We start from the raw sequence: 13,381 nt of genomic DNA on the forward strand, positions 1-13,381 counted from the left end.
ACGGCAATTGCCGTATTCAATACGTTGCAATTCGTGGCTAGCGCAAGTTTTACTGATCAGGCTCTCAAGGGCATAAATTAGCCCAGATAACTGCTTTGCAATGGAGAAGATGCGTATTTTAACAATTTAAGCGTCAGGATGGCAGATATACCGCCTTAAACGCCCGTATTAAGCTTTAAGTGTGCATTCTGAAGTCATCTTTTCGGCGTTTAGCATCGTTCCGAGAAGCGACGGTCGCGCTTAATCAGTTGCCGCGCCTGAATTTAATTGCATTTTACGCAACTCATCAGCCACTTTGCTACAAGCATCAATATGCCGGTTACCAACTGTACGAAAAGCAGAGTAACCGATCGCAGCAGAGACCGCCTGCCCGGCTATCGGCACCAGTCTGACGGCATTTTTGCTGACCAGTTTGACCCCACTGCGCATGAGTATTTTGAGTAATAGTTCACGTGTAACTACACGACCGACGAGGGTACTACCGGCCCCGACGATGACGCTGTAAATGGCGACTTTGCGGGTTGGATGCAAAAGTTCTATTTGCTCTGGCGACAGGCCGAATTCGGCATTTATTTCCTCAATCAATCCTGACAACAAATGAATATCGACCGCGATATCGACGCCGAACACCGGCAGCGCTGAAGCACCGGCCGACCACAATGCACGACGGGCGACCAGCGCCCGGCAGCGGCGGCGAACGGCTTGTAAGGCGAGCTCGGAGTCGGGAATAGACGCATCGGTAAGCACTTTCTGCTCAGTACGACCAGGCAACCACTTGAGGTTTAACATTGGAGCTTGCCTTTCATTTCCCTGGAAAGGGCACTGGGGATCATCTCTTTGGGAACAATTTACTTCAGCCGTTAGAGCCGTCCCCTGCCGATTAATTCAACATTGCGCTAAACCAGGTGGTAACTTCAAAAGTATTCTAGCCCGCATATCCCTTTACGTTATCGAGACGGAAGTAAGCCTCCAATAATGCGCTCTTAAATATTGCCCCCAGCAAAACTGGTTCGGCACGGCTACGAACAATTGGCAAGCGCTCGCCTTGATGATCCAAAAATAGTTGCAAGGCATTGCCCAGCGACATGTCAGGCGTGATGACATGCAAGAATTCTTTCCGTAAAAAATCGGCCGCGACACGGTTAGCGGTCTCGCTCTTGTCCAGTAATACCGATGTGATGTCCTGCAACGCCACTACGCCACAATAATGCTCGTCGTCGTCAACAATATAGATATATTTCACCGGATATTTCAAAAACAGGCGGCTAATTTCATCGAACGGTGCGCTCATCGCCAATACCGTATCCGCAGGGCGAATAAGATCACTCATATGGATGCCCCGCAAACGCATGCGCTCTTGCGCGTCCCGATTGCGTTTTAACGTGACGTCATACATTGAAGCGCCGTCCAGACTACGCGCGATAAAATAAGCGACCACGCATGACAGCATCAAGGGCAGCATGACAGAATAACTCAACGTCATTTCGAAGATCATCAAAATCGCCATTAAGGGTGCGCTGGTCGCAGCGGCCAAAAACGCGCCCATGCCGACGATGGCATAGGCAAACGGGGGCGAACTAATATTTGGAAGCAGCGCATGCACCGCCATACCGAACAAAAATCCGATCGCTGCCCCCACGAATAAGGTCGGGGTAAAAATACCGCCAACGGCACCCGAACCAGCTGTTACCGCAGTTGCAATGACTTTTGCCACCAAAATCAGGACAACGCTCCACCATAGCCAGGACGTATGCAGCAGGGAATTAACAACGCTGTAGCCGTTTCCCCAGACTTCGGGCACCCAGACAGACATGAGCCCAACGATTAAACCGCCCAGACCTAACCGAACAGGAAGTGGCAAACCGGTTTTCTGAAACTGCTTTTTAGATGTATTAAGCAGTCGCAAGAATTGCGGGGCAGTGACGCCAGCCAAAATACCGAGCACCACGAAGAGCGCTATCTCTGCACCCGCAATCGTCGGAAAAGCAGGCATTTCATAAGCAGGTTTGTAGCCTGGCAAAGCACGCATGGTGATATTAGCGACAACTGAAGCAACGACCACCGGGCCGAAACTTTCCATTACGATCGCGCCCAGAACAATTTCAGTCACGAAAAAGGCACCAGCAATTGGGGCGTTGTACGCAGACGTAATCCCTGCCGCTGCACCACACGCGACTAAAAGTCGCAATCTACCCGGCTCAAAATGGGTAATGCGGCCGACCAGCGAAGCGGCCAGCGCAGATAACTGTACCATCGACCCCTCACGCCCGATCGATCCACCCGACGCGATAGTGGCTAACGAAGACAAACTGCGCAAGAGGCTATGGCGCACGGGGATATTGCCGTCACCAATGGCGACCGCCTCCATGTAATCAGAGGTGGCGGCTGAAGGAACGCGTTTTGCCAACAACAGAATCAGACCCGCCACGATTCCACCTCCGGTCGGCAATATCACCCGCAAATGCCACGGTAAACTCTTGGCAATGGCGACAAAGCTACCACTTTTCCCTGTCAGCAGAATCTGCAGGCCAAGGATGCATTCCCGGAACAGGATAGTTGCCAGAGCGCCTAAAAATCCAACGACTACCGCCCATAGCAACATCGAATGGCTGGAAGAAAAATGAAATAGGCGCTGAATGCGGATTCGGTATTCAAGAAGAGTGGTCCGCATAAATAGTGGCGTGTTCCGAGGCTATACGTTGGTTAAAAGGATAATGAGGCGGTTCAGCCTCATTTTATAGATATGTATCGTTAATCCTCGCAATTAAACTGCAGAAGTCAGCAAATTCGGCAACTTCAGCGAATATTGCCTAACGTGCCGAATGCAACTGAATGCGCTAATACCTCACGGTGACCTTCGTCAAGACGTTTTTAATCAGGATCGGCCTCACCTGTAATCACCATCAGCGATTCAAAATACGCCATATCCGGCGCTATCGCGGCTTCAGCCTTCGCGCTCATGTGCGCATATCGCATTAGCATTGCTTGCGCCAATGCGGTGATATGGGCGCCTCCACCATTGGCGCCACCCGTCGCAGTTGCCACCAACGGCTCCCGAAAACTAGCGTTCATTTCTTCCACTAGCAACCAGGCGCGGCGATACGACATCGCCAGCGCGCGCGCTGCAGCCGAAATTGAACCGTGCTGCGAAATAGCGAGCAGCAACGCCGCTTTCCCTGGACCAAATGCGATAACGTCGTCCCGCATTACTCTTAGCCGTATCGATTTTGAATGTCTCATACCCCGATTGTAGCAAGCCGAAGGCAGTCTCCACTAGCCACTTATGACTATCCCCGGACTATCTGACATGATTGCGAGACCACTGCTCATAGTTATTCTTATCGATTATTCCGGTTGACGTTCGTTATATCCTGCCATATATTTCGCTATCGTTTTTGCGCTATCCGCGTTACTTTCTTAAAACCCACACAAAATCGCCGAAGCTATAGGATTCCCAATCCTGCCGACGAAAATTACTGTGGCGAGAAAATCACGACGCTCACTGGGGCGATTTTACGTAAAGCCCGATTCTTGTACTTACCTCGGAGATAATCTAATGATGCCACGCAAGTTGCCACGTTTCACACGCTTTGCCGTCGTTGCCTTAACCACATTGCCACTTATGCTGTCGACCACTTCCGTGCAAGCTGCGGATCTCATCGTTTCGGCCGCATCCAGCCTGACAAACGCGTTCAAAGAAGTGGCGCAAGATTTCGAAGCGCAACATCCGGATACCAAGGTCGTCCTGAACTTTGCTGCTTCCGACGTTTTATTGCAACAAATCGTCAAAGGCGCGCCCGCCGATGTTTTTGCCTCTGCCGACCAGGATGCGATGAACAAAGCCGAAACCGGAAAGTCCGTGCAATCCAGCAGCCGCAAAAATTTTGCAAGCAATCAAATTGTATTAATCGTGCCGGCGGATAGCAAACTGAACATCACCGAACTCAAGGATCTATTGGCACCGACGGTCAAACGTGTCGCTTATGGCGATCCGGCTTCGGTCCCGGTAGGCCGTTACACCAAGGCTGCGCTGGAACGTGACAATTTATGGACTGCTGTAGCAGCGAAAGGAATTCCTGCGCAAAACGTCCGGCAAAGTCTGGATTACGTCGCCCGCGATGAGGTCGACGCCGGTTTTGTATTTTCGACCGATGCCGCTATCATGCCAGGGAAGGTCAAAGTTGCCGTCCGCGTGCCTTCCACCACGCCAGTAATGTATCCAATCGCCGTGACCGCCGATACCAAACAGTCGGCAGTTGCAGCGCAATTCATCACTTACGTACTATCACCAAAAGGTCAGGCAACCCTTGCACGCTACGGTTTTTTAAAACCATAGATGGTGATTAAACTTGTTAGCCACTGACTACTTACCTTTAACGACCGAAATAAGCCCGACCAAGAAAATACCGATGAGTGATTTACGATGAATGCCGTTTGGATCCCGCTTGCTCTTTCGCTTAAAGTGGCGGGTTGGGCGACGCTGTTGAATTTGTTGTTCGGTGTTGCTATCGCCTATGGCTTGGCGCGCTGGCGCTCTTCAGCACGGGATTTGGTAGACTCCATCCTGACGCTGCCGCTCGTCTTGCCGCCAACGGTGCTCGGCTATTATTTATTAGTTGTTTTGGGGCGCCGCGGCGTAGTCGGCGAATGGCTGGAAAAATGGGGCATTGAGCTGGTTTTTACGTGGCAAGGAGCCGTCATTGCGTCCACCATTGTCGCATTCCCGCTCGTATTAAAATCGGCCCGTGTGGCTTTTGAAAACGTTGATCCGCAACTGGAAAACGCTGCACGTGTTTTAGGAATTTCTGAGGCTGCTGTGTTCTTCCGCGTCACGCTACCGCTCGCATCGAAGGGGATTGCAGCCGGCGTTCTGCTGGCGTTCGCCCGCGCGCTTGGCGAATTTGGTGCTACCTTAATGATTGCAGGAAATTTACCGGGCCGAACTCAAACACTATCAGTGGCTATTTATGCAGCGGTACAGGCAGGCGATGACAACACCGCTAATTTGCTGGTATTGATTACCTCCGTAACCTGCGTTTTACTCCTGCTGATCGCAGGACGTTTGGTGCCGAAAAGCCAGCGTCGGGCATATTGAACAAACCATGACAATCCAAGTTCAAATTCGCAAACAATTGCAAGCCGATGATCGTCGTTTCCAACTCGATATTGACTTCACGTCCGATAGCAAACGCATCGTCTTATTCGGTCCCTCCGGTGCGGGTAAAAGTTTGACGCTGCTTTCCGTCGCAGGTTTATTGACGCCCGATCAGGGCGTCATTCGCATCAACGAGCGTCAATTATTTAACCACGATAGCAATATCAATTTACCGCCGCAACAACGGAAGGTCGCGTATCTCTTTCAAGATTACGCACTATTTCCACACTTGACTGTGGCACAAAATATTGCATTCGGCCTGCAGTGCGGATGGTTAAATCCGCACAAGGCCAACAGCTCTCCTGTTGTAAAAAAATGGCTAGCGTTATTCGAGCTAAACACAACTGCCAATAGCTACCCACACCAACTCTCCGGCGGTCAACGACAGCGCGTGGCTTTAGCCCGTGCGTTGGTTCTGGAGCCGGATATATTATTGCTGGACGAGCCTTTTTCGGCGCTCGACCCGGCCCTGCGAGATCGCATGCGCAACGAGTTAAGTTCTCTTCAACAGCAACTTGATGTACCAATGTTAGTGATTACCCACGATCCAGCCGACGTCGCCGTATTAGGGGACGCCGTATTTGAAATTCGGGACGGAAAAATTGCCTCGACCGGATTGTCATCGTCGCGATGGCTCTGACCTCTGCTGACAGCATCGATCCGGGCCTCCTGCAAAAGCGTTATGGATAGTCCAATTTCTCGACGAAAATCTTCCAAACTTCCTATTAAAAAGATTTAGTCATCGCCATGTACAGGCCGCGACGTTGTCCAAATTGCGGAGCGCCAACACCTATCCCAGAGCCGTCGCGAATTTGATAAACGCGGTCAAACACATTGATTGCACTTAGCCGCGTCGTCAGCTTTCCTACCGGAGAATCTTTAAAAATATGGCTAACGCCCAGATTGACTTCAGTATAAGAAGGCAAATGTTCGGTGTTGGCAAAGCCGCTACGCAACCCACTACCGTACAAAGCGTCAGCACTGTAGGTTGTTCCTCTCCAAAGATAAGAGACACCGGTTGATGCGGTCATGCTCTGATCATGATCCAGATGAACCCAATGACTGGACACATAATCCAATTCACTCTGTTCAAAATTGTACTGGCTTGAGGTTATATTTTTACCCATCGCCGACGAGCGTGCGACATTCAGATACGCGCCGAAATTGTCGTTGCGATAGTTCAGCGTCAGCTCCAGACCGACCACCTTCCCTTGCGCATAGTTAAAAGGGGTAAATAGCAAAGCCGAACCAAACTGCCCTTCATCCAGCATATTTTTCACTTTTTTGTAATAACCATCCAATCCGATCGTCAGATTTTGCGTCAATTGATGCACCACGCCAAGATCAAAATAATCAGAACTTTCGGCCTGCACCGCATCATTCTGGTTGGTCGCAGCAGCGTTGGTAGTGCCATTGAAGCTGGCGACAGTCGTCGCGGCGATTAACTCGCTGGTCGGTGGCGTAAAATATTTTGCATAGCCAGCGTGAAAGGTCGTTCGGGGCGTCATCTGATACACGACTCCGACGCGGGGACTCAACTGGTTGGCCGACACATAGGCGTTCAACCAATCCATGCGGGCGCCGTAATTGACGGTGAACTGATCACTCAGCTTCCATTCATCCTGCAAATACACGCCGGTCTGATTAGTCGTTTTTTGACCTTGATCGTTAATCGAGAATGGTTGCGTACCCATTTGATTGCCGCTGACATCTGCGGTAAACGTGAGTGAATCGTTGCTATTTTTCAGGCTCTCACGGCTATAAGAAATACCAGCGCGCAAGGTGTGACTATCATTGAGCCGATAGCTTCCATCTGCTTGCAAGCCATTAGCCAACCCGGTACGTAATACTCGCGAGGCGACGCCGGTGTAAAGCAAATCGCCAATCGTATCAGGTTCAAACAATACCTTGGTATAGCGGCTAAACGCAGCAACCTGATAGTCTATATCGTTGCCGATAACGCCCTGCAAAGCAAGAATGCCGTATCGATTGGTTTCTCGCTGACGTTCGTTCAGGTTCGCCGATGGATAATCAGCGAAGCCATCGCGTTGAAAAGTTGCTGTTTCACCTGCCGTATTTGGAATCTGAAAGCGACCGTCCGAGCTGCCAAGGATCAGACTCACTCGCGTATCTGGATTAATGAGATAAGAGAAGTAACCGAAGCCCTTATTCTGTAAGGTACGATCGTGCAGCGCGGTCGAAGTACCGGTCGGATTTTCAATACCGAGATTATTTGCGTCAAACGAACCGTTGATGTAATAGCTGAATCCATCATGAGAACCACTCACGTCGCCACTGATCTGTCGGGTATTATTACTGCCGAACGCGATACCGATATTGCCGCCGTTTTCAATTTGACCGGTTTTGGTGTGGATATCGACGACGCCAGCGGTACGATACCCATACTGAGCTGGCAACGCACCGGTCAACAAATTCACGTTATCAACGAAACGCGTGTCGAGCGTCTGACCAAATCCAGAAATACTCTCCGGCAACAAAATGCCATTCAGGCGATACTGCAAATTGGCATGGTCGCCGCGTACGTGTAATTGCCCATAAGAATCCTGCGCAACTCCCGGTGCGCGCAACAGAACCTGATTAAACGGCGTATCGTCCCCTTGCGGCAACGCTGCGATATCCTTGCGTCCGATACGATAAATACTGCTGCCAGTTTCAACAGAGATACCGTTCCTCGCACGATCAAGGCGTTCGCTCGTGACGACTATCTGCCCCAGAGTTTCAGCAGCGATCAAGGTCATCGAGACCTGTGCGGCAGCCGCTTTTTTCGTTACGATGACTACTCCCGTTGCATAGGCTGGCTTATCGACGGCGAGGGCGTAACTACCCGGAACGATATTCACAAATGTAAAATTTCCTTGCTGATCACTAACGGTAGTCGCCAATGCGTGACCGCTTGTATCCTTCAGATTAATTTGCGCATCCGACAATGGATGGCCAAGAGCATCGTGGACCAGGCCGTTGATGCGTTCGGGAGAAACCGGCGCAGTCTGTGCAAATACGATAGGCGTAGAAATACCAGTGGAGAGCGCAATCAAGGCGCTCAACCGTAACAAACGAGTTTTCAATCTTAAACTCCGATATGGCGAAATAGCGAAACGGTTAAACGAAGCAACCGGGTCTTAGCCTAGCTGTCATCACCGATTTTTTTCAAACCTGGTGAGGAACTGGTGAGGAATTCATTGCGCAATCACTGCATAAGTCAGCACTCAAAATAAGCTCAGAAGCGCTTGCGTCATGAGAAAACGCCTAACGGGTTTCCGCGCTTCCTCACCCATGCAATGCTGTCTAGTGTAGATGTCTGAGAGGTTTGCATCAACAAAAATGCAACTGAGTTGCAATTTAAATGCAACTCAGTTGCAAAATTGATACAACCGACTAAATTGATACAACCGACTAAATTGATACAACCGACTAATTACTTGACTTCCGTCGCGCGCTGGCTGCTCCCCGGCTGCTTAGATGGCTAGGTCAGCGCAAATCCCGCCATCAAGGCATAATCATTTCCACGCAACGCACTACCTTTCACGAACATTGCGCTACGTATCATTTCTTTCATTAAATTTAGAATAAGGACACCCATGACTAACCGCGAAGAAACACTGGCGCTTTGGAAGGAACAAGAAACGGGCGTAAGAGCGCGACTAGCGGCACCCGGCGTGGCCACGTTAGCGCAACTGAAAGAGCGCAGCGGAATGGAATTTCTGCAGGATATCTGGGACGGCAAACTGCCCTCTGTGCTTATTGGTGAGACGCTGGATTTCATTCCGATTGAAGGTGAGCCGGGACGCATCGTGTTTCAAGGCACGCCAGGACGTAAACACTACAATCCACTTGGTAGCGTCCATGGCGGCTATTTCTGCACACTCCTCGACTCGGCGCTAGGCTGCACTGTGCACTCGATGCTACCGAAGGGTATGGGGTACACCACACTGGAAATAAAAGTCAATTTACTGCGCCCTCTTACCGAAAAAACCGGCCCGGTTCGCGCCATTGGGAAAGTGATTCAGGTCGGCAAACAAGTTGGTGTGTCGGAGGCAAATATCGTAGATGTTGACGGCAAAATATACGCGCACGCGACGACTACCTGTTTAATTTTTCCGCTCCCCTAATTTTTATCCTTAATAACAGGATTGCTCGGTATTCTGATTCCAGCTTCTTAATCGTTCTGATTCAAGACGCAAACCAAAAGAAATAGAACAGAGAGACTATCTCACCGAGCAATTTATTTGAATTAAAATACATTAGGATCGCTTAAGTCACCACTAGCACGCCCGTCATGTCCTCGTGGCCCGAGCCACAAAACAAATCACAATGAAAAACAAATTCGCCCACCTTATCCGGCGTAAAGCGCACGCTTGATTCCTTGCCTGGAAAAATATCGGTACGAACGCCAAAATCAGGGGCATTGAATCCCATCGGCATATCCAGCGTCGAAAGCGTCAACACCACCGGTACCCCTCGCTTCAACATAATGCGATTCGGCGCGTAGGTAAATCTGCTAGCGACAACCTTAATCATCACCGCTTTTTCTTGCGCCAACGCAACATTTTTGATGTTGGAGGCAAAAATACTACCCACCCCTAATTTCATCGCGCCAATCAGAATCCCGCGACGCTCTCGGTTTATGTTCATGATCATCCCTTCGATATCGGCAATTCGGTTAAATTAAAAGTGGGATTCTTTTGCGATGTTGCAACCTCGCGAAAGCCAAGACCGCGATAAGGTTGCGCGCTATCCCACGCCAATGGCGTGCGCTTAAGCTGCGATCCCGGAGCCGGCAATGCGAAGATTAGCGATTTGGAAGAATGGTGAGCGATATGTCCAGTCATGTGGTGATTTTCCTGATGAATATGGCCGTAAAATACCGTAACGTTTGCGTACGGCATCAATAGCGCAACCGCCTTTTCGCCATCACGCGTAGCCCAATCCCATTGAGGATAAAGATCAAACAGCGGACGATGCGTGAACACGACTATCCTAGCGTCCGGTGCCAATTTATCCAGGTCCGCTTTCAGCCAGGTTAGTTGCTCTTCTCCAATGCTTGCCGCGGGATCAGAGACATTATCGAGGACGATAAAATGCACCCCTTTATGATCGAAGGTGTAATGTGTTTTACCGAAAAGCTCCTGATACGCTACGCCCTGATCCAATCCTGCATCATGTTCACCGGGCATAAAATAGACTTGTTTTACTTTTAATGCCGACACGATCGTCTTGAACTCTGTCATGCGCTTGCGACGTTCCTGCGGATCGTCTGTGGTATGCGTCAAGTCCCCGGTAAAGACGATAAAGTCAGGTAATTTCTCAAGCGCATTCACTGCGGCGACGGCTTTAGGTAACGTTCCATGCGCATCCGGATTCGGAGCACCCTCAAAGCCCCAATGGGAGTCGGACAATTGCACAAAGAAGAAATCCTCGGCAGCATTTGCAGCGCCGTTAGCTGCGTTCGTCCAACCACTCAAACCGGAAGCAAACACTGCGCCGCCGAGCCCTGCCAGCCTGATAAAACTGCGTCTATTTAAAGTGGTAGTCATTCGATTCTCCTCAGATTTCCTATAAGTGCCGATCATTCGAGCGGTAAAGCCTAATACCGACATCAGATAAAATTTATTCCACGATGATTAAAAATTAATCCAAATATTTTTTACTATTCCGGGAATAAAATCAGAACTCGAGCGGTATGATGAAGAGAAGACAGGAAATTGCCGCATGATGCACTCGACCAAAGAAAACCGCTTCCAGGCCATCGTTATGCCGCATTTGAATTCGGCGTTTAACCTGGCCCGTTGGCTCACGCGCAACGGACCGGATGCTGAAGATGTTGTGCAAGAAGCGTATTGTCGTGCGTTTACTTTTTTTGACAGCTTCTATGGGGAAGATGGACGTGCGTGGTTGTTGACCATCGTGCGAAATACGTTCTACACCTGGCATCAGCGAAATCAAACGCAAAATACCGAATTTGATGAGCAGTTTCACAGTCCCCACGGAGAGAGCGTTGCCGTCAATGACAAATCGGACAATAATCCGGAAAGTATCCTGTTGCAAAAGGATAGTCAGCAGCAACTATTACAGGCGCTCCAAACGCTACCGTTGGCATTTCGCGAAGCAATGGTGTTACGAGAACTGGAAGAACTCTCCTACAAGCAAATTGCCGCGATCATCGGAATCCCGGTGGGTACCGTCATGTCGCGTTTGGGACGCGGTCGTGAATTACTTCAAAAACAGCTGCTAGAGGCGCAAAAACCGAATGATACGTTACGGAACACTACCGTTCGCGATGGATATTCAGCGGCATCGGTGCCATCTGCACCCCCTACGGAGCCAGCAGCGACATCAATGCAGCGGGAGATATGATGGAACATGACGAAGTACTTGAACTCTTACCCGCCTACGTCGATCAGGAACTGAGCGTGTCAGAGACAATACAGATCGAGCGGCATTTGAATAACTGCATCGAATGTCAGCAAGATTACGTCCAGCAAAGCCAACTCAGTGCTCAGCTGAAAGCACCTGCATTTCGCTTTGAAGCACCGGCTGGCCTGGCGCAACGCATCAACGAAGCGTTGCCTCGGGCGGTCCTACCTGGAGCGGTCCTACCTGAAGCGGTCCTACCTGAAGCGGTCTTACCTATAGCGGCCCTACCTGAAGCGGCCCTACCGAAAAAGCAGTCAAACCTTTCTGCAAGAACCTCCAGGTGGTCGCACCTTGTAGAGAAGTCAGGCTGGCGTTTTGACCGGTTCCATCTGGGCGCATTAATGGCGACCTTACTCGCTGTGCTGTGGAGTATTGGCATTTTTCTTTCTGTACCCAACGATCAGGATCGACTGACCGATGAGGTCATCGCAAACCACGTACGCTCCCTTCAGGTAGATCATTTATCCGATGTCGTCTCCACCGATCGCCACACCGTTAAACCCTGGTTCAACGGCAAGCTCAACTTTTCCCCGCCCGTGATTGAACTCGCACCACAAGGCTTCCCGTTGATCGGTGGACGGCTTGACTATGTTAATGGCCACCCGGTTGCTGCGTTGATTTACCGTCGCCAGCTGCACCCAATTAATTTGTACGTTTGGCCTACTGGCAGTCACAACACCTCATCGTCCATACTCACCCGGCAAGGCTATCAAGTCGCGCACTGGACCAGCGGGGACATGACGTATTGGGCAGTCTCGGACGTCGCGGCGGAAGATCTAACCACCTTTGAATCACTATTGCGGCAGCAGATTAAAGAGGTTTTGCATTAGCTCCACAACGCAGGTTTAGAAATTGACTGGAGACCTTCCGGCACGCAATACAGATTGATCCTTCCGGCACATAGCGCTTCGCGTCCGTATCGAATAGGCTACTAACGTCTCCTTGTTCAGCTCACGCAGATAATGCATTTTGGCTTCGCTTTAAACCCCCAATGGATACAGCTTTCATATCTTATAGTCCGATGGCAAGGTAAACCGCATAGATAAAACCATTCCGGCGATGACTAAAACAACAGGTCATCGCCTGATAATATTTTGGAGTGTCATCATCAGCCTTTTCTGGCAATAAAATAGAAGAAATTTTTTGACGAAGTTGTACGAGTCGTGTGCCTTATTTTAAAAATCATTATTTTCATAGACTAAATCGCTGATGCTAAAAGTGATGAGATAACGCACTTCATTAGGTTTTTCATCAATCCAGAAGCAACGAATATTGAGAAGAATCTGGTATTTGTCGCCAGCCTGCCAATAACTTGATGGGTCTGAGCATTGTCCTATTGCTGAACGCATTTTTTCGGTTTTCTCAAATGGCGGATCAGTATCCACATTGAATGGAAGCCAACCACCTTTGCGGAACTGATCCTGCAAATCGAAGACGATGGTTAGCGCCTTATCAAGTGAAAGTATTTTCACCTGCGGTGATATTCTTACGGTTGCGACAGATCCATTTTCGTCATAGCTAACTGACAGAAATTTCGCTGCAGGTGTAATGAATCCGTACTGTGAATCAACAAAACGCAAGACCGAGGGCCGGGTAACAAATCCACCCCAATAGTGTCCAGGTTCAGAGGGAGACAAGGTATTTCCCAATCGCGCTTTTTCATAAGATCCACCAATGGACACAGCCACCACATCGTATGGTCTGATCGCGATGTAAGCTGCATAGATAATGGCTATCCCTATGACGACTAAAACTACGCGCCATCGCCTGCTAATATTTTTTAGTGTCATC

Annotated in this window: 13 protein-coding genes; 6 read left to right on the plus strand and 7 right to left on the minus strand. The window is 49.8% G+C overall.

Going from position 1 to position 13,381, the window contains the following annotated elements; genetic code table 11:
• Nucleotides 1-240: 240 nt before the first annotated feature.
• From JQN73_RS02045 to JQN73_RS02055, 3 genes are all read right to left on the minus strand, one after another.
• Nucleotides 241-789, minus strand: a complete 549-nt coding sequence (locus JQN73_RS02045; RefSeq protein ID WP_205321444.1) for a hypothetical protein — start codon at nucleotides 787-789, stop codon at nucleotides 241-243.
• A 136-nt stretch (nucleotides 790-925) separates the two neighbouring features.
• Nucleotides 926-2,671, minus strand: a complete 1,746-nt coding sequence (locus JQN73_RS02050; RefSeq protein ID WP_205321446.1) for a ClcB-like voltage-gated chloride channel protein — start codon at nucleotides 2,669-2,671, stop codon at nucleotides 926-928.
• A gap of 200 nt (nucleotides 2,672-2,871) precedes the next feature.
• Nucleotides 2,872-3,240, minus strand: coding sequence for a winged helix-turn-helix domain-containing protein (locus JQN73_RS02055; protein WP_205321449.1), 369 nt, complete (start codon nucleotides 3,238-3,240; stop codon nucleotides 2,872-2,874).
• 316 nt (nucleotides 3,241-3,556) lie between these two features.
• On the opposite strand from JQN73_RS02055, the gene modA reads away from it, so the two are divergent.
• From modA to JQN73_RS02070, 3 genes are all read left to right on the plus strand, one after another.
• On the plus strand, nucleotides 3,557-4,336 hold the full coding sequence (gene modA, locus JQN73_RS02060; protein WP_370551293.1) for a molybdate ABC transporter substrate-binding protein: 780 nt from the start codon (nucleotides 3,557-3,559) through the stop codon (nucleotides 4,334-4,336).
• Nucleotides 4,337-4,423: 87 nt separating this feature from the next.
• On the plus strand, nucleotides 4,424-5,095 hold the full coding sequence (modB, locus tag JQN73_RS02065; protein ID WP_205321451.1) for a molybdate ABC transporter permease subunit: 672 nt from the start codon (nucleotides 4,424-4,426) through the stop codon (nucleotides 5,093-5,095).
• A gap of 7 nt (nucleotides 5,096-5,102) precedes the next feature.
• The gene (locus JQN73_RS02070) at nucleotides 5,103-5,795 is read left to right on the plus strand and encodes a sulfate/molybdate ABC transporter ATP-binding protein (RefSeq protein ID WP_205321452.1); all 693 of its coding nucleotides are present in this window, start codon (nucleotides 5,103-5,105) and stop codon (nucleotides 5,793-5,795) included.
• An 85-nt stretch (nucleotides 5,796-5,880) separates the two neighbouring features.
• Here the strand turns inward: JQN73_RS02070 and JQN73_RS02075 are convergent, their stop codons facing one another.
• The gene (locus tag JQN73_RS02075; protein WP_240162393.1) at nucleotides 5,881-8,241 is read right to left on the minus strand and encodes a TonB-dependent receptor; all 2,361 of its coding nucleotides are present in this window, start codon (nucleotides 8,239-8,241) and stop codon (nucleotides 5,881-5,883) included.
• 513 nt (nucleotides 8,242-8,754) lie between these two features.
• Here JQN73_RS02075 and JQN73_RS02080 point away from each other — a divergent pair.
• Nucleotides 8,755-9,285 (plus strand): PaaI family thioesterase, encoded by a 531-nt coding sequence (locus tag JQN73_RS02080; RefSeq protein ID WP_205321454.1) that lies wholly within the window; start codon nucleotides 8,755-8,757, stop codon nucleotides 9,283-9,285.
• A 142-nt stretch (nucleotides 9,286-9,427) separates the two neighbouring features.
• Here JQN73_RS02080 and JQN73_RS02085 read toward each other — a convergent pair whose 3' ends face one another.
• Nucleotides 9,428-9,808 carry a cupredoxin domain-containing protein gene (locus JQN73_RS02085; protein WP_240162394.1) on the minus strand — a complete coding sequence of 127 codons (381 nt, stop codon included), beginning with the start codon at nucleotides 9,806-9,808 and terminating at the stop codon, nucleotides 9,428-9,430.
• A 2-nt stretch (nucleotides 9,809-9,810) separates the two neighbouring features.
• Nucleotides 9,811-10,710 (minus strand): metallophosphoesterase, encoded by a 900-nt coding sequence (locus JQN73_RS02090; protein ID WP_205321457.1) that lies wholly within the window; start codon nucleotides 10,708-10,710, stop codon nucleotides 9,811-9,813.
• 175 nt (nucleotides 10,711-10,885) lie between these two features.
• On the opposite strand from JQN73_RS02090, the gene JQN73_RS02095 reads away from it, so the two are divergent.
• Nucleotides 10,886-11,530, plus strand: a complete 645-nt coding sequence (locus JQN73_RS02095) for a sigma-70 family RNA polymerase sigma factor (protein WP_205321459.1) — start codon at nucleotides 10,886-10,888, stop codon at nucleotides 11,528-11,530.
• The gene (locus tag JQN73_RS02100) at nucleotides 11,527-12,420 is read left to right on the plus strand and encodes an anti-sigma factor (protein ID WP_240162395.1); all 894 of its coding nucleotides are present in this window, start codon (nucleotides 11,527-11,529) and stop codon (nucleotides 12,418-12,420) included. The genes JQN73_RS02095 and JQN73_RS02100 overlap by 4 nt, the downstream gene beginning before the upstream one ends.
• Nucleotides 12,421-12,765: 345 nt before the next feature.
• On the opposite strand, the gene JQN73_RS02105 is transcribed toward JQN73_RS02100, so the two are convergent.
• Nucleotides 12,766-13,380: a flagellar biosynthesis sigma factor gene (locus JQN73_RS02105; protein WP_205321461.1), complete on the minus strand. Its 615-nt coding sequence runs from the start codon at nucleotides 13,378-13,380 to the stop codon at nucleotides 12,766-12,768.
• Nucleotide 13,381: the final 1 nt, after the last annotated feature.

It is taken from the genome of Glaciimonas sp. PAMC28666 (genome assembly GCF_016917355.1).
GTDB lineage: Bacteria > Pseudomonadota > Gammaproteobacteria > Burkholderiales > Burkholderiaceae_D > Glaciimonas.